Annotated in this window: 23 protein-coding genes and 1 pseudogene; 10 read left to right on the forward strand and 14 right to left on the reverse strand. The window is 65.7% G+C overall.

The genetic code is table 11. From position 1 onward, the window contains the following. Positions 1-211 precede the first annotated feature (211 nt). The 3 genes from C7443_RS14970 (at position 212) to C7443_RS14980 (ending at position 2,804) form a co-directional block, all read left to right on the forward strand. Positions 212-997 (forward strand): hypothetical protein, encoded by a 786-nt coding sequence (locus tag C7443_RS14970; RefSeq protein WP_146213318.1) that lies wholly within the window; start codon positions 212-214, stop codon positions 995-997. Positions 998-1,036: 39 nt separating this feature from the next. Then, entirely contained in the window at positions 1,037-1,984 is a 948-nt protein-coding gene (locus C7443_RS14975; protein WP_110019429.1) for a phage exclusion protein Lit family protein, read from the forward strand. 277 nt (positions 1,985-2,261) lie between these two features. Then, complete coding sequence (locus C7443_RS14980; protein WP_146213319.1) at positions 2,262-2,804, forward strand: hypothetical protein; 543 nt, start codon at positions 2,262-2,264, stop codon at positions 2,802-2,804. On the opposite strand, the gene C7443_RS14985 is transcribed toward C7443_RS14980, so the two are convergent. Together C7443_RS14985 and C7443_RS14990 are read right to left on the reverse strand one after the other, a co-directional pair. Further along, complete coding sequence (locus tag C7443_RS14985; protein WP_110019431.1) at positions 2,785-3,840, reverse strand: PDDEXK nuclease domain-containing protein; 1,056 nt, start codon at positions 3,838-3,840, stop codon at positions 2,785-2,787. The two genes, C7443_RS14980 and C7443_RS14985, sit on opposite strands and share 20 nt — an antisense overlap. Then, complete coding sequence (locus tag C7443_RS14990; protein ID WP_110019432.1) at positions 3,837-5,036, reverse strand: tyrosine-type recombinase/integrase; 1,200 nt, start codon at positions 5,034-5,036, stop codon at positions 3,837-3,839. Before C7443_RS14990 ends, C7443_RS14985 begins: the two co-directional genes overlap by 4 nt. A gap of 290 nt (positions 5,037-5,326) precedes the next feature. On the opposite strand from C7443_RS14990, the gene C7443_RS14995 reads away from it, so the two are divergent. After that, complete coding sequence (locus C7443_RS14995) at positions 5,327-5,707, forward strand: COG4315 family predicted lipoprotein (protein ID WP_110019433.1); 381 nt, start codon at positions 5,327-5,329, stop codon at positions 5,705-5,707. A gap of 5 nt (positions 5,708-5,712) precedes the next feature. On the opposite strand, the gene C7443_RS15000 is transcribed toward C7443_RS14995, so the two are convergent. The 7 genes and pseudogenes from C7443_RS15000 to C7443_RS15020 form a co-directional block, all read right to left on the reverse strand. Further along, entirely contained in the window at positions 5,713-6,915 is a 1,203-nt protein-coding gene (locus C7443_RS15000) for an adenylosuccinate synthetase (protein WP_110019434.1), read from the reverse strand. Position 6,916: 1 nt separating this feature from the next. Further along, positions 6,917-7,849, reverse strand: coding sequence for a hypothetical protein (locus C7443_RS15005; RefSeq protein ID WP_246004682.1), 933 nt, complete (start codon positions 7,847-7,849; stop codon positions 6,917-6,919). Between the two features lie 137 nt (positions 7,850-7,986). Continuing rightward, entirely contained in the window at positions 7,987-8,127 is a 141-nt protein-coding gene (locus C7443_RS15010; protein WP_342774241.1) for a hypothetical protein, read from the reverse strand. Positions 8,128-8,275: 148 nt separating this feature from the next. Then, on the reverse strand, positions 8,276-8,728 hold the full coding sequence (locus C7443_RS19955; RefSeq protein WP_146213320.1) for a hypothetical protein: 453 nt from the start codon (positions 8,726-8,728) through the stop codon (positions 8,276-8,278). A 171-nt stretch (positions 8,729-8,899) separates the two neighbouring features. Further along, positions 8,900-9,040: a hypothetical protein gene (locus C7443_RS20155; RefSeq protein ID WP_170123634.1), complete on the reverse strand. Its 141-nt coding sequence runs from the start codon at positions 9,038-9,040 to the stop codon at positions 8,900-8,902. An 11-nt stretch (positions 9,041-9,051) separates the two neighbouring features. Further along, a complete protein-coding gene (locus C7443_RS15015) occupies positions 9,052-10,212 on the reverse strand; it encodes a Fic family protein (protein ID WP_110019435.1) in 1,161 nt (386 codons plus the stop codon). A 212-nt stretch (positions 10,213-10,424) separates the two neighbouring features. Beyond that, positions 10,425-10,826: pseudogene (locus tag C7443_RS15020) on the reverse strand (type I restriction-modification enzyme R subunit C-terminal domain-containing protein); the annotation flags it as partial. Between the two features lie 276 nt (positions 10,827-11,102). Here C7443_RS15020 and C7443_RS15025 point away from each other — a divergent pair. Both C7443_RS15025 and mdcB read left to right on the forward strand, forming a co-directional pair. Beyond that, complete coding sequence (locus C7443_RS15025; protein WP_110019437.1) at positions 11,103-11,765, forward strand: NUDIX hydrolase; 663 nt, start codon at positions 11,103-11,105, stop codon at positions 11,763-11,765. Between the two features lie 453 nt (positions 11,766-12,218). After that, positions 12,219-13,088 (forward strand): triphosphoribosyl-dephospho-CoA synthase MdcB, encoded by an 870-nt coding sequence (gene mdcB, locus C7443_RS15030; protein ID WP_246004683.1) that lies wholly within the window; start codon positions 12,219-12,221, stop codon positions 13,086-13,088. A gap of 59 nt (positions 13,089-13,147) precedes the next feature. Here the strand turns inward: mdcB and C7443_RS15035 are convergent, their stop codons facing one another. From C7443_RS15035 to C7443_RS15050, 4 genes are read right to left on the reverse strand one after another with little or no spacing between them, the layout of a single operon-like run. Next, a complete protein-coding gene (locus C7443_RS15035) occupies positions 13,148-14,782 on the reverse strand; it encodes an MFS transporter (protein WP_110019438.1) in 1,635 nt (544 codons plus the stop codon). Then, complete coding sequence (locus tag C7443_RS15040; RefSeq protein ID WP_110019439.1) at positions 14,782-16,614, reverse strand: amidohydrolase; 1,833 nt, start codon at positions 16,612-16,614, stop codon at positions 14,782-14,784. Before C7443_RS15040 ends, C7443_RS15035 begins: the two co-directional genes overlap by 1 nt. A 31-nt stretch (positions 16,615-16,645) precedes the next feature. Beyond that, positions 16,646-17,221 (reverse strand): antibiotic biosynthesis monooxygenase, encoded by a 576-nt coding sequence (locus C7443_RS15045; protein WP_246004684.1) that lies wholly within the window; start codon positions 17,219-17,221, stop codon positions 16,646-16,648. Continuing rightward, positions 17,218-17,889: a hydrolase gene (locus C7443_RS15050; protein WP_110019441.1), complete on the reverse strand. Its 672-nt coding sequence runs from the start codon at positions 17,887-17,889 to the stop codon at positions 17,218-17,220. The genes C7443_RS15045 and C7443_RS15050 overlap by 4 nt, the downstream gene beginning before the upstream one ends. Positions 17,890-18,142: 253 nt before the next feature. Here C7443_RS15050 and C7443_RS15055 point away from each other — a divergent pair, with 253 nt between their 5' ends. Next, positions 18,143-19,816, forward strand: coding sequence for a sigma 54-interacting transcriptional regulator (locus C7443_RS15055; RefSeq protein WP_170123635.1), 1,674 nt, complete (start codon positions 18,143-18,145; stop codon positions 19,814-19,816). Between the two features lie 3 nt (positions 19,817-19,819). Here C7443_RS15055 and C7443_RS15060 read toward each other — a convergent pair whose 3' ends face one another. Then, complete coding sequence (locus tag C7443_RS15060; protein ID WP_110019443.1) at positions 19,820-20,485, reverse strand: hypothetical protein; 666 nt, start codon at positions 20,483-20,485, stop codon at positions 19,820-19,822. Positions 20,486-20,607: 122 nt separating this feature from the next. Here C7443_RS15060 and C7443_RS15065 point away from each other — a divergent pair, with 122 nt between their 5' ends. The 3 genes from C7443_RS15065 to ahpF all read left to right on the forward strand — a co-directional run bounded on the left by C7443_RS15065 (position 20,608) and on the right by ahpF (position 24,010). Next, positions 20,608-21,636 carry a ChuX/HutX family heme-like substrate-binding protein gene (locus C7443_RS15065; protein ID WP_110019444.1) on the forward strand — a complete coding sequence of 343 codons (1,029 nt, stop codon included), beginning with the start codon at positions 20,608-20,610 and terminating at the stop codon, positions 21,634-21,636. A gap of 105 nt (positions 21,637-21,741) precedes the next feature. Further along, positions 21,742-22,305 carry an alkyl hydroperoxide reductase subunit C gene (gene ahpC, locus C7443_RS15070; RefSeq protein ID WP_110019445.1) on the forward strand — a complete coding sequence of 188 codons (564 nt, stop codon included), beginning with the start codon at positions 21,742-21,744 and terminating at the stop codon, positions 22,303-22,305. 142 nt (positions 22,306-22,447) lie between these two features. Continuing rightward, the gene (gene ahpF / locus C7443_RS15075; protein ID WP_110019446.1) at positions 22,448-24,010 is read left to right on the forward strand and encodes an alkyl hydroperoxide reductase subunit F; all 1,563 of its coding nucleotides are present in this window, start codon (positions 22,448-22,450) and stop codon (positions 24,008-24,010) included. The last annotated feature ends 96 nt before the right edge of the window (positions 24,011-24,106 follow it).

A 24,106-nucleotide genomic window follows, 5' to 3' on the forward strand; every position in this document is an offset into this window, starting at 1 on the left:
GAAGCGACGTAGCGAAAGGGCCGCCCGTGCGCGTCCACTCAAACTGATTTATCTCGACACGAACGCATGGAAGTGTGTGTCGGACTTCCGGCGAAATAAGGAAAATCTTACGCCCGCAATGAAGACGTTTGGGGTAAGCATCGAACGGGCTGTTCAGACGGGGCGATTCGCATTTCCCATCGGTGTTCCGACATACTTCGAGTTGGACTCGATGACTGACCCGGCGACACGAGAAACGCTTACTCGACTGGTTGATGAGCTATCTCAAGGGTTCTGCATCCCCCCCTTTCCCGATCGTGTCGGCTCTGAGTTGCGCAAGCTGCGGATGGGCAAGCTGGATGAGCCAGAAGAACTAGAAGATTTTTTATGCAGCCCCATCGAACTAATGGGAATACCGACGATTTCTACGCTCGGATTTCTCGAATCGCACGTAGATAAAGAGACTTTCAACAAGGCTTTTTTTGATGCTTTGTCAGAGCTGCCATTTTCCTTTCAGTTGGAAGTTGCCGGAACGTACCCTGGGGCAAAGTGGGATAACTCGCGTGGCATTGCCGATCTGAACGGTGGAAAGGCGGCGCACCAGTCGGAAATGGTGAATCTCAATACGGGCATATTCGTTGAGCTGAAGGGCTGTATAGAAGCGTGGTTCAGAGAGGAAGTGATAACTATTTCTCAACAAGAAGTTGGGCTATATGCGCTTCAGGCGCAATACCACTGGCATGAGACCCCAGCCTCACGGGCACTGCCAACACTGAGAGTATTGAGTTCACTTTATGGGTTGATGCGATTCGATCCGCAGCGCCGATACCAGAACGGAGATCCAAGCGACTTCATGGTGGCGGCATCTGCACTTCCCGTAGCGGATGCTCTTTTCACGGACAGAAAACTTGCGAATCTTTTATCCGACAAACGAATCGGACTGGACAGATTTTCGGACTGCACGGTAGTCAGTGGGTTCGAGAGTATGGCGATGTATCTCGAAGAACAACTGCGGTGAGAAAAGTGCCGCGCTTATGCGCTGCATGGGGATATAGAGATGAATTCAAACACGCCTCCGCGCGAGGATGAACAGGTAAAAACCGCAGTTCGGAACGTCCTGCTAGGTTCGGCCCCAGAACGTGAAAGCGAGTTGGCCTCCTTGTGGAGCTTGCTTGAGCCTCGTTTTCAACTGACTGCCGACACGCACAACGGCGAGCGATTGGTCATGGAAGCGGGGATGTATCGCTTCGTCCGCTTTAACCATCGCGTAGTGCGTGCATTCTGGATCGCGGGCTTTGCAGCTTGGGAAGCGTATCGCGTTGTAGCGGAAACACCCGAACTAGATCCACTAGACCTCAAGCGCCTAGTGGAGTTGATTGATGCGTTTGAGCGCGTCTTGGAGAGCGATACCCCGGAGCTGGAAGCACTTCCCAAAGATGTTCCCGAGCCGGGCCACTACGACGACAACCCACAACTTCGCGCACCGGAGGAGCTTGCAACGCTGGGTGTTGGTTGGGCGCTTCTGCACGAGGTTCGGCATCTGAAGCATCAGCAGGATGGTGATTCGGCCGACCCCGATGAGGCAGACCCTACCCAGCGCAGGAGCGAGGAACTGTCATGCGACGCCTTCGCGACGAAATTCCTGCTTGACCAGCTTGTTCCTTATGCCCAACGGGAAAATGTAAGCCCGAACCTTGTTCGCAGAAAGAGAGAACTCGGAATCTATTTCGCGCTATTTGCAATGACCTTGATGGCACGCGATAAGTGGGGTGCGTCCCAAAGCCATCCGTCCATTCAGGCCAGAATCGACGCAGTTCGTGCCTTGATGGGAAGCCAACGCGATGAAGTGGCCGAGGCAATCGCAAGTGTGGCATTTGCGACGCTTCATACGCTGATGCCCGGTTCTCCGGGCATTGTTCCTGCCCCAGACGATGCAGGCCCCTCCCACCCAGAAGAAAGACTTTGCGGGCGAACCAATCCTCAAGGAAATGCCGTGTGTTCTTGAATGGCTCAAGGGAAAAGGGCTTAACGCACTAAACTCACGGTACTCAAGATACGAGAAAGACATAGATCAATTTTTCTCGTGTGACGATCCCACTTCCGCTGACGGCCGGGCCAAGTTTGACAAGCTGACCAACTCGTATATCGAGTGCTTGAGCATTGTTCTAATTCACCGGGCATTTCGAGACGAAGCGAGTCAAGGCTTTGTCGATAGACTAAGCAAGGTGACAGACGGGCAAGATCATCCTGATGCCAGTTCGGCAGGATCATCAAGAGACTTTTTGTTCGAGCTACTGATTGCAGCAAGAATGTCGCTGTCCGGCTACAAGATCGACTTCAACAAAGTCACGGATGTTGTCGCCGAAGACGATGAATTCCTTGTTTTCGGCGAGTGCAAGCGACTGTCTTCCGAGAAGAAGTTTGAGGAAAACTTCAAGAAAGCAGGCAAGCAAATTATCGCCCAAGCCGCAGGGATGTCCCAAAGGGTCTATGGCTTGGTCTTCTTGGATGTGTCCAGTTGTCTTGACGGGATTCCAAAGATGGAGCTTCCCAATGTCGAAGCAGCTCAGCGGGCAATTCACGAAAGCCTTGAGGCATTCGTGGCGAGAAACGCATCAAAAATAGAGCAGTTGGCCGAACGATTTTCTGAGTCTTCGCTTGGAGTCTGCCTAATTGGGCAGGCTCCGATTTGGACACGAGACGGCACCCTCTACATCGCGGCCAGGACAAGGGTAGTCGCATCACAGAGTTTGTCGGATGAGGATTTCAACTCCCTCAACAAAATATTGGGCAGATTTTCAAGTTCTATGCTTTCCCTTGTTTGATCTGCGATTCCGCTCGACGTGCCGCCTGTTGCAACCGTTCCCCCAACACTGCACGCGGCGGCAGACTGGTCAGGTATTCGGCAACGTGGATGCCCGACTTGTCCAGTTCCAACAACTCGATCTGCTCGCGCTTCTTGCCGGTGCAAAGGATGATCCCCAGCGGTGAGGCTTCCTCCGGCTCCCGCTCGTGCTTGTCGAGCCAGCGCAAGTAAAGCTCCATCTGCCCCTTGTAGGCTGCCTTGAACTCGCCGATCTTCAATTCGACGGCCACCAGCCGGCGCAGCTTGCGGTTGTAGAACAGCAAGTCAAGGTGGAAATCCTCGTCGTCGATCGGGATGCGCTTCTGCCGGGCGACGAATGAGAAGCCCGCGCCCAGCTCCAGCAGGAAGGACTCCATTTCGCGGATGATCGCCGCTTCCAAGTCGCCTTCCTGCCAGGTGTCCCGCAGGCCCAGGAAGTCGAGGATGTACGGGTCGCGCATGACCAGGGCCGGCGACATGCGCTGCGCATCGCGCAGGGTCGCCAGTTCCTGCGCGATGGTTTCTTCCGGCTTTTGGGACAGCGCCGTGCGCTCGTACAGCATCGAGTCGATGCGCTCGCGCAACGTCCGCGCGCTCCAGCGTTGGGTGCTGGCCATCTGTGCGTAGTAGTCCCGCTGGAGCGGGTCTTTCAGCGGCATCAGGGCGATGAAGTGCGTCCAGCTCAATTCTCGTATCAGTGATACGAGAATTGGCTCGTCGGGGAAGGTGGCGGCGAACTGCACCATCCGGCGCAGGTTCTGCTCGGCAAAGCTGCCGCCGTACTCCTTCACCAACTGCGCCGCCAGGTTCGGCAGGACTTCCTTGCCATAGGCCCCCCTGCGCCCGTCCAAGACCTGCGAACGGATGCGCTGGCCGATGCGCCAATAGAGCATCGTCAGCTCGCTATTCACCGTCGAGGCGGCGCGCTTGCGCGCCGCCTCGATCAATGCCCGAATGTCGCCCAGCAGCGCCGAAGGCGCTGCGGGCGAAGGAACGGATGCCTTGCGCCTGTTCATGCGATGGCCTCCTGGGGCTGCCGCGCGCCCGTGATGGCTTGGCGTCGGCTCGCCACCAGTTCGGCCGCATCGCGCACCGGCTTGTCCTCCGTGTGGACGTAGTGCATGAACATCGCCACGGTCTTGTGGCCCGTCAGCTTCATGCCTACCTTGGTTGGCACGCCCGAATTGGCAATGTCGGTCGTGGAGCGGTGGCGGATGCCGTGCGTGCCGACATGCGGGACGCCGGCGGCCTTGAGCACCCGGCACCAGCCGCCGTAGTGCTCGCCAAAAGTCAGGTGCTTGGTCGGGTCGTTGGGCGACGGCAGGACATAGGGGCAGCCCTCCCGGCGCGGCGCCGTCGAAAACAGCCGGTAGGCTTCCGCGCTCATGGGCTTTGAAAGGCCGCCGGTCTTGCTGTCGGGCCAGACCACGCGCCGGTTCTCCAGATCGACCCAAGCCCATTCGAGCGTGCAGATTTCGGAGCGACGGCCAGCGAACTCAAATTGAAGGCGGATCGCCAGCGGGATGACGTAGTTCTCCAGTCCTTCCGCCTCCAGCTTCTCCAGATGGCGGAAGATCAGCGCCAGCTCGTCGTCCACGATGAGCCGGGGTTCCTCGCCGGGCGGGTACATCGGGACGTGGCGGCACGGGTTGGTGCCGTCCGGGCGGTAGCCCCACACTTCGGCCAGGTTGAACATCTTGCGCATCACGCCGAAGGCGTTGTTCGCCTCGGCCGGCTTGTAGGCCAGCTTCTCCATCAGTCCGGCAATGTCGGGCCGCTTCACGTCCTGCACCTTCTTGCGGCCGATCAGCGGGACGATGCAGGGGTCGATGACCGCCTGATAGCCGCGCTGCGTGCTCGGCTTGTTGCGCTTCTTGGAGTAGTCCTCCATGAACTTCTTACACAACGCTTCGACCGTGGGCGCTTTGCGCGCCTCGGCCTTGGCCCCGCCGGGGTCGCCGCCCCGGCGAACCTCTGCCAGCCAGTCCTGCGCCATGACGCGGGCCTGCTCAACGGTCAGTTCCCCGAACAGGCCCAGCGAAGGCTTGCGGGGCTGTCTGGAGTTCGTGCGGTACTGGAGCATGAACACCCGGCGGCCCTTCGGGGTAATCTTGCACAGGAAGCCTGGCACCACGGTATCCCGTAGTTCGATGTCTTTGGCCTGGGGTTGCGCTGACTCTACGGCGGTCTTGGTGAGCTTGATCTTTGCCATGATGACTCCTTGGAACGACCCGAATTCCAAGAGCCAGATAGGAGCGGCGCGAGGGAAAACCGGGTCAAGTTTCAGAAAGCACCGGCATATGATGGACGCGTATAAACTTTTGATAAACCTGACGTATCTAGCTACGGCGCAGTCCAGCGAAGTACCGGGCTGGAGTCATCGTCAAACAAAAAAGTTCTCGTCTGCCTGTCTCCAATCCCCCGTCGCCGGCGTATCGGCTGCAAGGGGGCCACGGCTTCCTTGCTGACAAGCTCATGCATCGCCAAACGGAGATCCACATCATGCGCGCTCATCCCATCGCCTTTGTCGCCGCCCTCGGTTTTGCCATGACAGCCTGTGCCGGCACGCCGGGCGCCGGCATGCTGACCAGTGCCGACGGGCGCACGCTCTACACCTTCGATCAGGACACCGACGGCAGCAGCCACTGCCAGCAGGCGCCGTGCTCGACCAACTGGCCGCCGTACAGCGTCGAGGCAGGCGCGCCGCAGCCGGCCGGGCTGACGATGATCAAGCGTGACGACGGCAGCCAGCAGTGGGCGCTCGGCGGCAAGCCGCTGTACTTCTTCGCCGGTGACCGCAAGCCGGGTGATGCCTTCGGCGACGGCCTCAAGGGCGTGTGGCATGTCGCGCGCAAGGCCAGCAGCGGCGGTTACAGCTACTGAGTGACTCAGGCCGCCCGCGCCAGTGCGCCATCCAGCCGCTGCAGCGTCGCCCGCGTCGGCCCGTAGCTGCCGTAGAGCGCGTGCAGTCCGAGCCGGCTGCGCAGCTCGTCGAGCAAGGTGCCGACGCCGGCTTCACACGGCCGGCCGTCGCACCAGTAGCGCAGCCGCGGCGGGCACTGGTCGAGGCAGCTGAGCAGCAGTTGCGGGCGCAGCGGCAGCGGGCCGGCATCGCTCAGATCGGCGGCGATGTCGGCGCACAGGCGGTCGGCATCGAGCCAGGCGAAGCGCAGGCTGCCCTGCCAGGCGTTCGGCCGGTTGGTCGGATCGTCGATGCCGGCATAGGGCGGCGCACTGAGCTCGTGCGCCAGCGGCCCGGCGCCGTGACGGGTGACGTAGGCGCGGCTGGCATAGAGCACGTCGAGCGCATCGATGCCGGCCTCGCGCACCAGCGTAACGACGTTGCGCAGGCCGGTGTGTGAACGGGTGACGTGCGGCCAGTCGCCGCGATCCATGTCCAGACGCAACCCCTGCGCGCCCTCGAACACCACCCGCCCGGCGCTGCGCAGCCGCTCGACATCACCCAGACGCACATGATCGAGGAACTGCGCACAGTCGCCGGCGAAGCGCTCGATCAGCGCATCGGCCGCCAGCGCCGGCGGCAGCGCGAGGCTGAGCTCACCCAGGCGCAGCGGCAGCCAGTCGCGGCGGATCGCCTGCAGCCGCTCGCGCAGCCGGCGCGGATCGAGCAGATCGCTGACCTGCAGGCGGTAGGCCGCATCGCGCTCGTGGCGCTCCAGCGTCTCGCCGAAGCCGACGCCGCAGGAGCCGTGCCGCGCCGCGCCGCGCGCGGCTTCGAGCATCTGGTTCATCCACATGTCCCACGGCGTGCTCACCGCGCAGGCGCCGTCGACCCAGACTTCCGGCACTACGCCGAGCGCCCGCAGCGCCGCCCGCTCGCGCAGGTACAGCAGCGGATTGACCACGAAGAAGCGGCTAAGAAAAGTCGGCGCGCCGACGAAGGCGCCGCTGCCGATGTGGCCGAAGACGTGGCGGCGGCCGTCGGCGCACTGCACCGTGTGCCCGGCCTGCGCACCGCCGTTGGCGCGCACGACCAGCGTGTCCGGCCGTGCCGCGGCGAGCCAGTCGGTCGCCAGCCCCTTGCCCTCGTCGCCGTAGCCGGCGCCGATCACCGCGATCGCGCGCGCCATCTCAGCGCCCCCCGAACAGGTTGCGCCAGCCGCTGCGCCGGGTCGGCGGTTCGGGCGGTGCCAGTCGCGCCAGGCCGCGGGCGACCACTTCGGCGGTCTCGCCGCGCCAGCTGCCGGCCACGCTCGCTGCATCGCTGCCTTCGTTGACCGCGATCGCCGAGACGATCAGCTCGGCGAGCCGGCGATAGTCGGCGAGATACAGCACGCGCTGACCGAGCAGCGCCTCCCAGCCGCGGCGTACCGTACCGCGATCGCTGCGGTAATAACTGCCTTGCTCGACGACGACGTGGAACACCTCGTACATACGCTGCGCCGCCGCCAGTACCTCGCGGGTGCTGAGGTCGCGCGGCAGTGCATCGCCGCAGACCTCGCGCACGTGGGCGGCGAGCAATGCCGGCGGTGGCGGCTCATCGCCGACGGTGAACAGATACCCCTTGCGCCCGCGCTTCTCGAAGCAGTCGATCGCGGTGTGACAGGCAGCGAAGTACCACGGCAGATTGTAGCTCTCGAAGCGGTTGCCACCGCCACCGCCTTCGAGCCACAGCCGCGTCAGCTGCTCGGCGATGCGGATGTCGGCCTCGAACTGTGTCACCTGCAGTGGCGCCGAATCGCACCAGGCATCGCCCAGCCCCATGATCATCACGTGCGGATCGCTGACCGGGCGGCGGTTAAGGATTTCCTCGACCAGCGTGCCCAGCCCTTCACGGACGAAGGCATCGGGGATGCTGCCCATCGAGCCGGTTTCATCGAAGGCGATGATGATCGCGTTCGACTGCGGGTTGAGGTCCGAATCGCGCGACTCGCGCATATCGATGCGGCGCGGGTCGAAGTCGGGGTCGAGGCTGCGGCGGGCGAAGACATCCTCGCGGCTGCGGCCGCTGGTGCTGCTCGCGTAGTCGCTCCAGTCGGTGGAATCCCAGCGTGCGAAACCCATGATCGTCACTCCTCTGTCGTCGTGCCGGCGTCTTGCGGCATGGGCATCAGCTTGGGCTTGTGACTTGTAAAATGCAATATGCAATTTACAAATTTATTCGACAGAGGCCGACGCCGGGATGGCATCGGTCCGGCGACTCAGGCAGACGTATCCGAGGCCGGCCGCCGCCCGCGCCTGGCCTTCGGCGCCGCCGCCCGACTGGCAGCCAGCCGCTTGAGCAACTCCGCCGCCGGCTCGTCAGCCGGGTCCGGCGGCACCAGCTCGCCACGAAATGTCATATTAGTTGCTTTAATTAAGAGCCCGATTTAACCGCATGGGGGGTTAAGATTTTTAAATCGGATTTGACATAATAAAAAACGACGACTCATTTGGTTTTTTATATGATTTTGTCATCAGTTTTATATCGTGCCTATTTAGCCAAATAAATCATTCGTCTACAAACACCTGGACCAATCGCCACCCTTCCGGCGTGAGATCAAAAACCCATGCGCCTACATACAATTGATTTCCTCCTGAGTTGCAGAACCCATTTAAAATGCTCTGAGTACCATTAATCAGTGATGCCATCGTTGTTGAGCTTTGATATAGCCCAGGGTCTGCTTTTAGCAGGTTGTTAAATTTTTCAGTAAATTTTTCAGTAATGTATGTGACCTCACCATCATCCAGTGTTTGACTGATTTTCACAGGAAACCGCGTCGCAGCGACGATCTCAAGCATATCGTTATTTAGAACCGCCGAGCGAAACTTCATCCAGAATAGTTGTGCTTCATCCGGACAAGTATTTTTGCTTTCATCTGCAAAAGATGATGCACACCACAAAACAAGCATAATAAAAATCAGATGCTTAATCCATTTGAGTACATGTGCTGGTGACGTCATTTATTAAAAATCCATTTTATGCCGATAGGTGCCAGGTGATAGCCGTAGCTTCTCCTGCATACGCCTATTCAAGCTTATTACCACTCCGTGACGGCGTCAGCAGCTTCGTGTAGCTGCCATTTACGCACGTTCATCTCACTATTGCCGCAGCGCTCGGGGAAACTGGCCGATTCAGTCGGCGCACTCGATTTGTGCACGAATCGCCGAAGTGATGTAAAGATTTTTACGCAGTTGCATCTGCATCAAAATGCCGTCGTCGCGCAGAACGTCGCAGAGGTTCCAGAGTTTCTGGACGATTTCGGTATTGCTCATGGTCGATCCGGTCAGGGAAACAGCGGCTCGCCGGCGGCGGGCCAGATAATCTGGTAACGGGTCGAGCGACCGCCGCCGGGCAGCCGGTACAGACAGCCTCTGGCGACGAGGTCGGCGAGGTGGCGGGTGGCGGTGGCTTTGGACACCTGCGTCAGCGCCTGATACTGACGGGCGCTGATGCCCTGCTCGAAGCCGCCGCGGCCGGGACGCGCGCCGTCGAGCAGGCGATTGAGCACTTTGACCTGTTCGGCGGACAACGCCTGTGCATCGTGCTCGCGCCAGAAGCGGCTCTTGCCGAGTACACGCTCGATCTGCGCCGCAGCATTCTCGATCGCCTGCAGCAGCGTGTGCAGAAACCACTGCAGCCAGGGCGTCAGATCGAGCGCATCGGCGGTGCGCATCTGCTGCGCGGCTTCGAGTTCGGCGTAATAGCGCTTGCGCTCGGTGAGGATCGCCACCGACATTGCATAAAAGCGAATGCTCTGGCGCTCGCCTTGCGCCAGCGCCAGATCGGTGAGCGCGCGGGCGATGCGGCCGTTGCCGTCCTCGAAGGGATGCAGCGTGACGAACCAGAAATGCGCCAGCGCCGCCCGCAGCAGTGGATCGAGCGCGGCGTCGGTGCGGCTGGCGGCGAACCAGTCGAGAAAGGCGTCGATGCGCGTGTCCAGCCCGTCGCGCGGCGGCGCTTCGAAATGCACGGTCGGCCGATCGAGCCGCCCGGAGACCACCTGCATGGTGTCGGCGCCGCGCCAGTCACCGATGCGCAGCCGCCGGCCAAGGAACGCCTCTTCACCGGCGAACAGCCAGGCGTGCCACTGCCACAGGCGTGCGGCGTCGAGCGGCGCGTCGAGATTGGCGGTGGCGTCGCACATGATCTGCGCCAGCCCTTCGCTGCCCGCCTCGACTGGCCCGCCCGCTTCCAGCCCCAGCCGCCGCGCCAGGCTCGAACGCACCGAGCCGACGTTCAGCGGCTCACCCTCGATGGCGCTGGAATCGACGAGGTTGCGCAGCAGGGCATCGAGCGTGAATTCCGCCTGCAACGCCGGCTCACTGCCCCGCGCCCGGCCGAGCAGTGCCCCCTGCGCCAGCGTTACCTGCCGCAGCAGCGGCGCCAGCACATCGGCCTGCCAGCGAAACCGCGGCCACTCGGGGTGTTGCCAGATCCAGCGCATCAGAACGGTATCGAGAAGGGAAATGAGCCGAATGCTAACAGTATTCGGCTCATAATATTGATATTCATGAGCCGAATGAAGCGACCGATTCGGCTCATCCGTTCGCGAGCACCGATCAGTGCAAGGCAGACAGGCTCTCACAAACCTGCGCGAACTTAAAATAAGCAGGACGCTTATTTTAAGTTCGGCCCTAAGTTGAAATAAGGCGCCGCTCAGGCCGCCGGCCACAGCCCGTCGGCGAGCTGATCGAGCACCGTGCCGAGCTGGCCGCCGAGGATTCGGTCGAGCCGTTTGGCGCCGCCGTCGGTGGCGAAGGCGCGGTTGATGAATTCCTGGTCAATGATCGTTTCGTGCTGGAGCTGCTTGCCGATGCGCTCCAGCCATTTGCGCTGCAGCGGCGTCCACGGCGCCAGCGCGTAGATGCGCGTCATCGCCTGCTCGACGCGCTGGCCGAACGGAATCAGCGCCTCGCCGAGCGCGGTCTGACGGATGTAGCCGACGATGCTGGCGGCAATGTCCTGATTGGTCTTGCCGCGCCACGCCGTCTGCAGGCGGGCTTCCTTGAGCTGCTCGCGGCTCAGGTCGCGCGGACGCCCGACCACCACGCCGAGCGCGCCGCGATCAACGAGGAACAGAATGCTGCGCAAGCGCTCGGCCTTGGGCAGCCGGTACTTCGGGTCGATGACGGGGCACGTCTTGCCGGCATTGCCGACAGGCAGCGGCGCTGATCGTAACCATCTCCTGAGGATTCATCATCGAACGCCTGTCCTGCGCATCGCCAGTCGACGGAATGTAGCGCGGCCGCGCCTTTGGCGGGGTGAGTCGTGACACACTGCACGGCTGCGGCCGCGCCCGGCGGCCACCGTTCCCTCTGATCCACACAGACTGCGATGAGCGCTTACGAAAAACCGATCGCCACCGTCGACGTGGCGCTGTTCACCCTGCGCGACGCTGCCCTGCAGGTGCTGCTGAGCCGGCGCGAACGGGCGCCTTACGCCGGCGAATACGCCCTGCCCGGCGGCTTCGTGCACACCCAGGAAGACGCCGACACCGCCGCCACCGCGCGCCGCGTGCTGCATGACAAAGCCGGCGTCAGCTCGCCGTACCTGGAGCAGCTCTACACCTTCAGCGGCCGCGACCGCGATCCGCGCGGCTGGTCGATCAGCGTGGTCTATTTCGCGGTGGTGCCGGAACAGGCCCTGCAGACGCTGCCGGCCGGCAGCCGGCTGCAGGCGGTCGATACCCTGCCGGCGCTGGCCTTCGATCATGTGGCGATCGTGCGCAAGGCGCTGGCGCGCATCCGCGACAAGGCGACCTACTCCTCGCTGCCAGCCTTCCTGCTGCCGGAAACCTTCACGCTGCCCGAGCTGCACGCGGTCTACGGCCAGGTGCTCGGCAGCACGCTGGACCCGGCTTCGTTCCGCCGCAAGATCGAGAGCCAGGGCTTCATCGAGCCGGTGCCCGGCGCCCGCAGCCAGACCCGCTCGACGCGCCCGGCGCAGCTCTACCGGCTGGTGGCGCGCGAGCTGCGCGCCTTCGACCGCACCATCTGAGCAGAACCAAGATTTCATCGTGCGTGTATTTGTGCGCTGCAAAAAAACACTCGCTCTAGTCTGCTGCCTAGGCATAGACTGTTCTGTACTCATGATTCGCAGGCAGACAAAAACTGTGCTGCGAATCCCGTTTCCCGAACAGTCGGTCACCGCCCCCGCCGGTGAGATCACGCAGGCAGCCGCACGGCTGTGGCGATCGCTGGTTAGCGCTACCATTGCGCGATCCTGCGGAGCCGATGACGGATGTACGGCAAACGGTGCCGACGCGCCGCGGCGTCAACCGCGCACGACCGCCGACAGTGCTAGCTACATGCGGGGCCTGCTCGCCGGCCGCCGCCGCGCCCGGCGTGGCGGCTTGCAATCCGGTCCGCAGGTCATGGATGGCGGCTCGATTCACGCACTTCGCCGAATACGGCAGGTGCTGTCAGCCACAGGCCGGACCGAGGACTAATCGTGATTCCCACTCAGATCGCCTGCCCACTGCGTCGCTCCCGGGCGCGCATCCCTGATCCCGGGCGCACCGCGGTGCGTGCGCTGTACGAGGAGCTGGCCCTGTACCCGAAACCGGGGCTGGTCAGCCCGGTCGATGCCGGCAGCCACAGCGACATGAACATGCAGACCTTTCTGCGCAGCCTGTTCGCGCTGCGTGGCTACTTTCGCGAGATCAGCGCCGCCGGTGCCGCGGATGCCGACTTCACCACGCTCAACGCCCTCGGCCGCACCGCCGAAGCGCGCATGCTGACGGCGACCGGCGGCATCAACACGCACCGCGGCGCGGTGTTCGCGCTCGGCCTGCTGGCCGCCGCCGCCGGTTATCTGCGCGCCCGCAGCGAGGAGCTCGACGGTCAGCAGCTCGGCCGCACCGTGGTCGAACGCTGGGGCGCGGCGATCGCCGCCGCGACGCCGCCGGCCCATGCCGCGCCGAGCAGCAACGGCGAACGCGTCGCCCGGCGCTATGGCGCCGGTGGTGCCCGTGCCGAGGCGCTGGCCGGCTTCCCGGCGATCTTCGAACTGGCGCTGCCGGCGCTGCAGAGCACGCTGGCCGCCACCGGCTGCCTGCGCCGCGCGCGCATGCAGGCGCTGTTCGTGACGATGGCACGCCTCGAAGACACCAATCTGCTGCATCGCGGCGGCACCGCGGGACTGGCCTTCGTGCGCGAGCGCGCGCAGCGCTTCGTGGCCCGCGGCGGCACGCTGTGCGACGACTGGGTGCACGAAGCGCAGGCGCTGCACGAGGCATGCGTCGCCCGCCGCCTCTCCCCCGGCGGCAGCGCCGACGTACTCGCCGCCACCTGTTTCGTGCACGCCCTGCAGGACGCCTGAGCGCGCGACTCAGGCCAGATGCCGGCGCGACGTCGACATCGACGGCAGCGCCGCCCGACTCAGTGCCCGCCAGTTACCGCGGGCAGCCGGTGCGCGGCGTCGGCGGCGACGTGGTGGCGGATGCGCGGTCCGTCGGCGGCGCGGTGCAGTGCGCGGACTCTGGCCTCGCAGGCAGCTTCGCTGCGGGTAACGCGGCCGTGGTGGCGCAGGTGTTCGAGCCAGGATTCGTCGATGAAGAATTCGAGCCAGCGCGTCGGCGTCTCGGTGTCCTGGAACAGGCCCCAGCTGATCGCGCCGTTGCGCCGGCGCATGCGCGCAACCTCCTGCATCGCGGTGATGAAGGCAGCGCTGTCCTCGCTGGCGATGCTGTACTCGACGGTGATCAGCACCGGCCCGCGATCGTGCTCGACTTCGGCACCGACAATCGGCGCCGGCCAGTGCAGCGAGGGTGAAAGATCCGCCGCCGCGTGGTGCGCCAGGCGGAAGCGCTGCAGCAGCGGCACCGCCAGCGCCAGTCCGGCGGCAGCGCTGAACAGCGCGACGCCAAGCCCCTGCCGGGCCGCGAGCGCCCCCCATAGCGCCGCGCCGCCGGCCATCGCGCCGTTGAAGGCGAGCATGTAGACGGCCAGTGCCCGCGCCCGCACCCAGGCCGGGGCCGAGGTCTGCGCCGACACCTGCAGCGAGGACAGCGCGGTGATCCACAGCGCGCCGGCCAGCAGCATCACCGGCACCAGCAGCGCCAGCAGGTGCACGCCGGCCAGCGCGCACAGCACCAGCGCGTAGCCGAGGCTGGCGGCGGCGAGCAAGGTATCGACCGGGTAACGCTGACGCAGCCGCGGCAGCACAAAAGCGCCGGCGACGGCACCGACGCCGACACAGGTCAGCAGCCCGCCGTAGACGATCGCCTCACCACCGAGCTCGCGGCGCACCAGCAGTGGCAGCAGTCCGAGCCCGGCGCTGGCGAACACGAAGAAGGCGACGGCGCGCACCAGCACCGTCTGCAGGGCCGGGGCGCTGCGCGCGTAACGCCAGCCGGCGCGCAGCGCGCCGAGGAAGCGCTCGGCCGGCAGCGGCGCCAGCGTCGGCGTGCGCCGCCAGGCGGCGAGCACCAGGATCACGCCGGCGAAGGAAGTGGCATTGAGGGCGAAGGTCGCCCACGGCCCGACGCTGCTGACGATCAGCCCGGCCAGGGCCGGACCGATCGCCCGCGAAACATTGATGCCGACGCTCGACAGTGCCACCGCCGGCTGCAGCTCGGCCGCCGGCACCAGCTCCGGCGTCAGCGCCGCCCAGGCCGGTGCCATCAGCGCCGAGCCGATGCCGAGCGCGAACGTCAGCGCCAGCAGCCGTTCCGGCGTCATCGCGTTGGCGTGGCTGAGCAGCGCCAGTGTCAGCGCCACCGCCGCCATCCAGCACTGCACGCCGATCAGGTAGCAGCGGCGGTCGACGATGTCGGCCAGCGCGCCGGCCGGCAGCGCCAGCGCGAACATCGGCGCGGCACCGGCCGCCTGCACCAGCGATACCAGCAGCGGATCGTTCGCCAGCGAGGTCATCAGCCAGCCGGCGCCGACCTCGTGCATCCAGGTGCCGATGTTCGAGGCGATCGCCGCCAGCCACAGCCAGCGGAACAGGCGGTGACGCAGCGGGCTCCACGGCCCGGCGGCTGCGCTTGTGTCATCGGCCGGGGCGCTCATCAGAAGGCGAAGCAGGAGCAGCCGAACACGCCCCAGAAGCCGGCGTGGTCACTGACCGGCATATCGGCGCCGCGCGCGCGTTCATGGGCATGGCCGTGCACCGCGCAGGCGCCGGCACAGCAGTGCGGCACGGCGAGCGCGGCGGCGCGGTGATGGCCCGGTGCGATCGCCACCGGCGACCATTCCGGCAGTACCGGCAGCGGCGGCGGATCGAGGTGCGCGAACTCGGCAGCGGCGTGGACGATGCGGCCGCCAACCAGTGTCAGCACCGATTCGATGCCGCGGATCGCCTCCTCCTCGACGCTGAAGTAATCCGCCGACAGCACCGCAACGTCGGCCAGACACCCTTCGCGGATCATGCCTTTATGCCCCTGCTCGGAGGAAAACCAGGCACTGCCGAGCGTCCACAGCTCCAGCGCGGTCTCGCGCGACAGGCCCTGCGGCGCCAGCGGCAGGCCGCCGACGGTACGGCCGCTGGCCAGCCAGTAGAGCGCGGTCCACGGGTTGTAGCTGGCGACGCGGGTAGCGTCAGTGCCGGCGCCGACCGGCACGCCCATTTCCAGCATGCGTGCCACCGGCGGGGTTTCGCGCGCCGCCGCCGCACCGTAACGCTCGACGAAATACTCGCCCTGGAAGGCCATGCGGTGCTGGATGGCGATGCCGCCGCCGAGGGCGCGCACGCGCTCGATGTTGCGCGGCGAGATGGTCTCGGCATGGTCGAAGAACCACGGCAGGCCGGCGAAGGGAATCTCGCGGTCGACGCGCTCGAAGACGTCGAGCATGCGCGCGATCGATTCGTCATAGGTCGCGTGCAGCCGGAACGGCCAGCGCTGCTCGACCAGGTGGCGGACCACGCCTTCGAGCTCGGCCTCCATCGCCGGCGCCAGGTCCGGGCGCGGCATGACGAAGTCCTCGAAATCCGCCGCCGAGAACACCAGCATCTCGCCGGCGCCGTTGTGGCGGTAGAAGTCATCGCCGGCATGCAGCGTCACCTGCTGCGTCCAGTGCTTGAAATCGTCGAGCTCCTGCCCCGGACGCTGGGTGAACAGGTTGTAGGCCAGACGCACGGTGAGCTGCTGATCGCGGGCGAGCTGCTCGATGACGGCGTAGTCGTCCGGGTAGTTCTGGAAGCCGCCGCCGGCATCGATGGCGCTGGTGACACCGAGGCGGTTGAGCTCACGCATGAAGCGGCGCGTCGAGTTGAGCTGCTGCTCGATCGGCAGCGTCGGTCCCCTGGCCAGCGTCGCGTAGAGGATCATCGCGTTCGGCCGCGCCAGCAGCAGGCCGGTCGGCTCGCCGCTGGCATCACGTTCGATGCTGCCGCCGGGCGGCTGCGGCGTATCGCGGGTGTAGCCGACGGCGCGCAGCGCGGCGCGGTTGAGCAGCGCGCGGTCGTAGAGATGGAGCACGAACACCGGGGTGTCCGGCGCCGCGGCGTTGAGCTCGTCGAGCGTCGGCATGCGCCGTTCGGCGAACTGGAATTCGCTCCAGCCGCCGACCACGCGCACCCACTGCGGGCTCGGCGTGCGCGCCGCCTGCTCGCGCAGCAGGCGCAGCGCATCGGCCAGCGACGGCAGCCCTTCCCAGCGCAGTTCGAGGTTGTAGTTGAGGCCGCCGCGGATCAGGTGCAGGTGCGAGTCGTTGAGCCCGGGGATCACGCGGCGGCCGCCGAGATCGATGACGCGGGTCTGCGGCCCCTGATGCGCCATCACCGTGCGCTCGTCGCCGACGGCGAGGAAGCGGCCGTCGGCGATGGCCAGCGCGCTAGCGGCGGGCCGGGCGCGGTCGACGGTGTGGATGCGGGCGTTGAGCAGGATCAGTTCGGCAGTCATGGCGAAGATCTCCTCGAAACGATGCGCGCCTTCAGCGCGACAGCCAGCCGGCCAGCACCCGCGTCAGCGCCGGCATGATCAGGCACACGACCAGCAGCACGATGGTCAGCGCGACCAGGAAATGGCCGAGCAGCCAGCCGCCGAGCCAGGGCCAGCGCGTGAACAGCGGCTGCCACAGCGGCGGCACCAGCAGCGTCAGCGGATAGATCACCGCCAGCGTCAGCAGCACCTGCTTCCAGCGCCGCGGCGGGCTCGCACCCGGCGGCGTGAACCAGAACTCCGGCCCGGGATGCGCCTCCGTCGCGTCGACGCCGTCGACCAGCAGCGGGCGGACCTCCTCGACCAGCATCGTGCGCTCGGCTGAAGCCAGCCAGGCTTCGAGGTGCGCGGCGGAGTCGAAGCGCACCACCACCGTGTACGGCGCGCCGCCCTGCGCCGGGCGGATCACGCTGACGCCGAGGTGGCCGGGCCAGTGTGCGGCGACCGGCATGATGCGGGCCAGCCAGCGCTCGTAGTCGCTGCCGTGGCCGGGATGCACGCGGTGACGGATGACGACGCTGACGTGCTCGACGTGGCCGGGCGGAAAGGCGCTCGGCACGCTACTCACGTGCGGAGGCTGCCGTGCCACTCGCCGCGCTGCGGCGCGCCGTGCACGCGGGTATAGGCGTAATCCACGCCCATGCCGTAGGCGCCGCTATGCTCGCGCACGATCGCCATCACTGCGTCGTAGTGCTCGCGCCGCGCCCAGTCGCGCTGCCATTCGAGCAGCGTCTGCTGCCAGGTCAGCGGGCGGATGCCGGCCTGGATCATGCGCATCATCGAGTAATCGTGCGCCATCTGGCTGGTGCCGCCGCAGGCATCGGCGACGACGTAGACCTCGTAGCCGTCGAGCATCGCCGAGTTGGCCGCCGAGTTGATGCAGACCTCGGTCCACAGCCCGGAGAGGATCAGCTTCCTGCGGCCGCTGCCGTTGATGGCATCGCGCACTTTGACGTCATCCCAGGAATTCATGCTCGAACGTTCGAGCAGATCGGCCTGCGGGTAAACGTCGAGCAGTTCCGGCCACGTGTAGCCGCTGAACGATTCGGTCTCGACGGTGGTGATGAAGGTCGGCACGCCGAACACTTGCGCCGACTTGGCGAGGGCGACGACGTTGTTCTTCAGCGTCTGGCGGTCGATGTTGGCCACGCCGAAGGCCATCTGCGGCTGATGGTCGATGAACAACAGCACGCAGTTGTCCGGGGTCAGTTGTTCGAGGGCGGTACGGTCGGACATCGTCAACACTCCTGGCGGGGGGAGAAGCCTGCAGCCACCCGTTCGGTGGCCAGCCGGTCGTTGCAGCCTCCGGGCCAGGCGGCGTAACTGCGCTGCCGCGCTGGAAAATCCACGCCCCCACGCGGCCGGCGTCACACTCGACGTTGCAGAATCCGTTGCAGCGGCGTTGCAGGGCTGCGGCAGGACTGCAACCTTGATGCGACATCCTTGCCCGCGTACTGCCGAAGGAAGCGGCCATCACCGAGGTAGCGCCATGCCTTCCGCCGAACAGTTCGCCGCCATCCGTGAACGCCTCGAACCCCTGTCGAGCTTCGTCCCGCAGCAGCAGGCGGCGCGGCTGATGCTCGGCACGCAGCGCATGTTCCTGCAGTCGGCGTCAGCCTTCGGCCAGATGCGTGCGGAGCTGATCCACACGCTGGGCAGCCCCCTCGCCCGCGGTGTGCTCAAGCGCTACGGCTACCACGCCGGTTTTCACGACGGCCACGTGCTGTCGGCCGAGTATCCGCAGCTCGATACCGAGGAGCAGATGCACCTGGGCACGCTGCTGCACGAACACGAGGGGCACGCGCGCATCGAAACCGAACTCGAAGGCACCCGCGTCGATCTGGCAAACGGTGTGCTTGAAATCCATTCGCGCTGGCATGACTCGATCGAGGCCGAACAGCATCTGGCGCAGCACGGACGCTGCAATGAACCCGCCTGTTGGACGCTGGCCGGCTACGCCTGCGGTCATCTGAGCTACTTGCTGCGCCGCGAGGTCGTCGCCGTGGAAACGGCCTGCCGCGTCCAGGGTCATGACTGTTGCCGCTTCCGCGTCGGCTTTCGAGAGGACATGGAAAAACACTTCCCCGGCTGCGCCGACGACTTCCGCCGCATCGACCTCGACCGCCTGTTCCGCGAACTCGAACAGACGGTGGCAGCGCAGCGGCGCACGATCAGCGAGCTGCGCGTGCAGCTCGGCGCCGGCGACTCCGGCGAGCCGGCGGCTTTTGCCGCGCTGATCGGCCAGAGTCCGGCGCTGCGCCGCGCCATCGACATCGCCCGCGCCGTCGCCGCCGTCAGCTCGACGGTGATGATCAGCGGCGAGAGCGGCACCGGCAAGGAACTGCTGGCGCGCGGCATCCACGATGCCTCGGCGCGCGCCGGCGGGCCGTGGATCGCGCTCAACTGCGCGACACTGACCGAGTCGCTGCAGAGTGCCGAGCTGTTCGGCCACGTGCGCGGCGCCTTCACCGGCGCCAGCAGCGACAAACCGGGACTGTTCGAGGCGGCCAGCGGCGGCACGCTGTTTCTCGACGAGGTCGGCGAGCTCAGCGCCTCGGCGCAGGCGGCGCTGCTGCGCGTGCTGCAGGAAGGTGTCGTCACCCGCATCGGCGAGCACCGCGAGCGGCGCGTCGACGTGCGCATCATCGCCGCCACCCACCGCGAGCTGGAGGACTGCATCGCCGCCGGCCGCTTTCGCGCCGATCTGTGGTACCGGCTGAATGTCGTCAGCATCGCCATGCCGGCGCTGCGCGAGCGCGACAACGACCTGCTGATCCTCACGCAGGCGCTGATCGAGCGCTTCAACGCCCGCTTCGCCCGCAGCGTGCGCGAGCTCGACCCGGAGGTGCTGCGTCTGTTCCTGCACTATCCGTGGCCGGGCAACGTGCGTGAGCTGGCGAACGTGCTCGAACGCGCGGTGCTGCTGTGCGGCGGCGAGCGCATCACGCTGCACGACCTGCCCGAGCGCCTGATCGACTGGCGACCGCCGGTGGAGTTCGAACCGACGCTCGCCAGCGTCGCCGACAGCGTGCGCCAGCAGGAGCGCGAACAGCTCGTCGCCGCGCTGCGCGCCAGTGGCGGCCGCCGTCACCTCGCGGCCGCGCAGCTCGGCATCAGCCGCGCGACGCTGTGGCGGCGGCTGAAGCGGCACGGCCTCGACTGAGACTCAGCCGGCGGCGAGACCGGCAAGCAGCGCCCGCGCCGCGGCATCATCCGGCCGACCGTCGAGATACTGCTGCAGGTAGCGCCGCGCCTTGCGCGGTCGGCCGAGGACGGCGAACACCTCGCCGAGCAGGCGCGCCGCGGCATCGAGCCCCTTGCCGAACGCGCGCTGCAAGGGCACAACCGCCGCCTGCGGCTGTCCGGCGCGGGTGGCCAGCAGCTCGCCGTACTGCAGATTGGCCTGCGGATGATCGGGCACGGCGGCGAGCAGCGTTTCGAGGTGCGTGCGGGCCCGCTGGTCGCGTCGTGGCAGACGCAGGCCGCTGCCGAGCAGTGCCAGCTGCGCGGCGCGCAGACGCAGCTGGACGGCGTCCGCCGGTGCGATCTGCAGCAGATGATCGAGCACGCGCTCCAGATACAGGTAATCGGCCAGCGCCGCCTGCCGCGGCTCGCTGCTGGCGCACGGGTGCTGCGGCACTGCCGCGTGAGCCTGCAGCGCGGCGAGCAGCGTATCGAAATAGCTCAGGTTGACGCTCAGCCGGCGGCTGCCGGAGCAGCTGCAGCAACGCAGCAGCGGGTACATGTCCTGTGCGCGGTAAACCGACGCCGCCGCGGCGTCGGGCTGCGGTTGGTCGACCTGCGTGGCGCTAGCGGGGAACTGCGGACTCATGCGTGGACTCCCTGAGGACTGGAGGAAATGACGACGGCTTGCTGTTTAAATGAGAATACTTATCATTTGTCAGCAATCGCAAGTCGTCCATCTCCCCGATCCCCCCGCTGTGGAGTCACTGCATGAATGCCCCCCGCTTCCCCGTCGTCACCGATCCGGCCTACCTGCTCGCCGCCCGGCAGATGCTGCGCCAGCGTGAACCGGGCCTGCGTCCGCTGGAGGCCGCGCAGCGCCTCGGCGTCAGCGAGGCTGAACTGATCGCCGCGGAAAGCGGCCGCGATGCGCTGCGCCTCGGCGGCAACTGGGCGCGCCTGCTGCGCGCACTGCCCACGCTCGGCACCGTCGAGATCGAAACCGCGAATGCTTTCGCCAGCCTGCGCCGGCACATGGATCTGCGCGGACTGCGGGTCGATGCCCGCCATGCCCGCCTGGAAACCGGCAGCGACGTGCTGCGCCTGCGCTTCGCTCACTGGCACTCGGGTTTTGCCGTGCGTGAAGGCGAGCGCGTGGCGCTGCGTTTTTTCGACCGTCGCGGCAGCGCGGTGCTCAGCGTGCGCAGCCTGCCGGGGGCCGACACGCAGGCCTTCGGTGCGCTGTGCAGCCGCTATGCGTTGCGCGGGCGGGCACAGCCGCTGTGCATCGGCCGTCATGATCACGCGGCATTCTGGCCGGCAAGCACGCTCGACGCCGGCTGGCTGCGCGCGCGCTGGGCGCAGCTCACGCAGGCGAGTCTGGCGACGACGCTGCTGCGCAGTTGCGGCCTCGGCCGCCAGCAGGCGCTGCGGTTGCTCGGTGACCCGTGGGCGCGGCGCCTGCCGAGTACCGACGCCCGACAGGTGCTCGAACATGCCTGGGAAAACGCTGAGTTGATCCAGGTCACCGTCAGCAGTGCTGGCGCTTTGCAACGTACCGTCTACTGTCCAAAGTCGCTGCGCCGGCAGCGGTGCGGCATTGCAGCGGACGGCGAAGACGTCTACCTGATGTGGGGCACTTCGCCCGCCACCGCCCTGTGGCAGGTCCGCACCCCTGACCCGCGCGGAACATGCACGACCGTGGAGGCGTTCGATGCCAGTGAACGGGCTCTGGCCAGCCTCGGTGGCACGACGATCGCGGCGGCTCTGACGATGCCGATGGCATTGGCTGAGGCTTGATAGTTTTTAAATATCGATTCAATTTCAACAATCAATTTCCACTAAACGACCGCAGCGCCTAATCTGCACCCGTCCCAACGCTCCACCCAACGAGAGGTAAACCCGATGTCCCTGATCAACACCGCTGTCAAACCCTTCAAGGCTACTGCGTTCAAGAACGGCAAATTCGTCGATGTCGACGAGACCAGCCTGCAGGGTCAGTGGTCAGTGTTCGTGTTCTACCCGGCCGACTTCACCTTCGTCTGCCCGACCGAGCTGGAGGATCTGGCCGATCACTACGCCGAGTTCAAGGCGCTCGACGTCGAGGTCTACTCGGTATCGACCGATACGCACTTTGCGCACAAGGCCTGGCACGACACCTCCGAGGCGATCAAGAAGGTCGAGTACACGATGATCGGCGACCCGACCGGCGTGATCACCCGCAACTTCGACGTGATGATCGAGGAAGAAGGTCTGGCACTGCGCGGCACCTTCCTGATCAACCCGGAAGGCGTCATCAAGCTGTGCGAAATCCACGACAACGGCATCGGCCGTGACGCCACCGAGCTTCTGCGCAAGGTCAAGGCCGCGCAGTACGTCGCCAGCCACCCGGGCGAGGTCTGCCCGGCGAAGTGGAAGGAAGGCGAGAAGACCCTGACCCCGTCGCTCGACCTGGTCGGCAAGATCTGAACGTCTCACCCTCGGTGCGCGCCGGCGACCCCGGCGCCTCACCCTCCCCGACTGCACTCGCCAGACCGCGCGTTGTCCGGAGCGATCCTCCGTGCCGGCGCGGTCACGGCCCTCCTACGCCCTGACGCACGGGAACACCATCATGTTGGACGCCAATCTCAAAAATCAGCTCAAAGCCTACCTCGAACGCGTCACGCAACCGATCGAGATCGTGGCATCCATCGACGATGGCGCGAAGTCGCAGGAAATGCTGTCGCTGCTGCAGGACATCGCCGGACTGAGCAGCTACCTCAGCGTGCGCGAAAGCCGTGACGGTAGCGCCCGCACCCCGTCATTCAGCCTCAACCGCCCCGGCGCCGACATCGGCATCCGCTTTGCCGGCATTCCGCTCGGGCACGAATTCACCTCGCTGGTCCTGGCGCTGCTGCAGGTCGGCGGCTATCCGCCGAAGGCCGAAGCCGACGTCCTCGAACAGATCCGTGCGCTGGACGGCGAGTATCACTTCCAGACCTACATCTCGCTGTCCTGCCAGAACTGCCCGGACGTGGTACAGGCGCTGAACCTGATGGCGGTGATCAATCCCAGGGTGCGCCACGAGATGATCGACGGCGCGCTGTTCCAGGACGAAGTCGAGCGCCTGCAGATCATGGCGGTGCCGACCGTCATGCTCAACGGCGAGCCCTTCGGCCAGGGCCGCATGAGCCTTGAGGAGATCGTCGGCAAGCTCGACAGCAAGGCCGGTGCCCGCGACGCCGAGCGCCTCAATGCCAAAGAGACCTTCGATGTGCTGGTCGTCGGCGGCGGCCCGGCCGGCGCCGCGGCGGCGATCTACGCCGCACGCAAGGGCATCCGCACCGGCATCGCCGCCGAGCGCTTCGGCGGTCAGGTGCTCGACACGCTGGCGATCGAGAACTTCATCTCGGTCAAGGAAACCGAGGGGCCGAAGCTCGCCGCGGCGCTCGAAGAGCACGTGCGCGAATACGGCATCGACATCATGAATCTGCAGCGGGCAGCGGCGCTGCACCCGGCGGGCAACGGCCTTACCGAGGTCGAGCTGGCCAACGGCGCCAGGCTGTCGGCGAAGACGGTGATCATCTCCACCGGTGCGCGCTGGCGCGACATGAACGTGCCGGGCGAGCAGGAATACCGCACCAAGGGCGTGACCTACTGCCCGCACTGCGATGGCCCGCTGTTCAAGGGCAAACGTGTGGCCGTGATCGGCGGCGGCAACTCCGGCGTCGAGGCGGCAATCGACCTCGCCGGCATCGTTGCCCACGTCACGCTGCTGGAGTTCGCCCCGGAACTGCGTGCCGATGCCGTGCTGCAGCGCAAGCTGTTCAGCCTGCCCAACGTCACCGTCATCACCCAGGCGCAGACCACCGAGGTCAGCGGCGACGGCAGCAAAGTCAACGGTCTGGTCTACACCGACCGCGCCAGCGGTGCGTCGCAGCGCCTGGAGCTGGAAGGCATCTTCGTGCAGATCGGCCTGCTGCCGAATACCGACTGGCTCAAGGGCAGCATCGAGCTGACCCGCTTCGGCGAGATCGTCGTCGATGCTAGGGGACAGACCTCGCTGCCCGGCGTGTTCGCCGCCGGCGACTGCACCACGGTGCCGTACAAGCAGATCATCATCGCCATGGGCCAGGGTGCGACCGCGGCGCTCGCCGCCTTCGATCACCTGATCCGCAGCAGCGCGCCGGCCTGAACGAGCCCGCGCTGACCGAACGAGGCCGGTATTCCCACAAGGGTACCGGCCTTTTTGTCATCGATCGCCCCCGCGTATGTGCACAGAAAGCCGCAA

The organism is Plasticicumulans acidivorans (genome assembly GCF_003182095.1).
Classification (GTDB): domain Bacteria; phylum Pseudomonadota; class Gammaproteobacteria; order Competibacterales; family Competibacteraceae; genus Plasticicumulans; species Plasticicumulans acidivorans.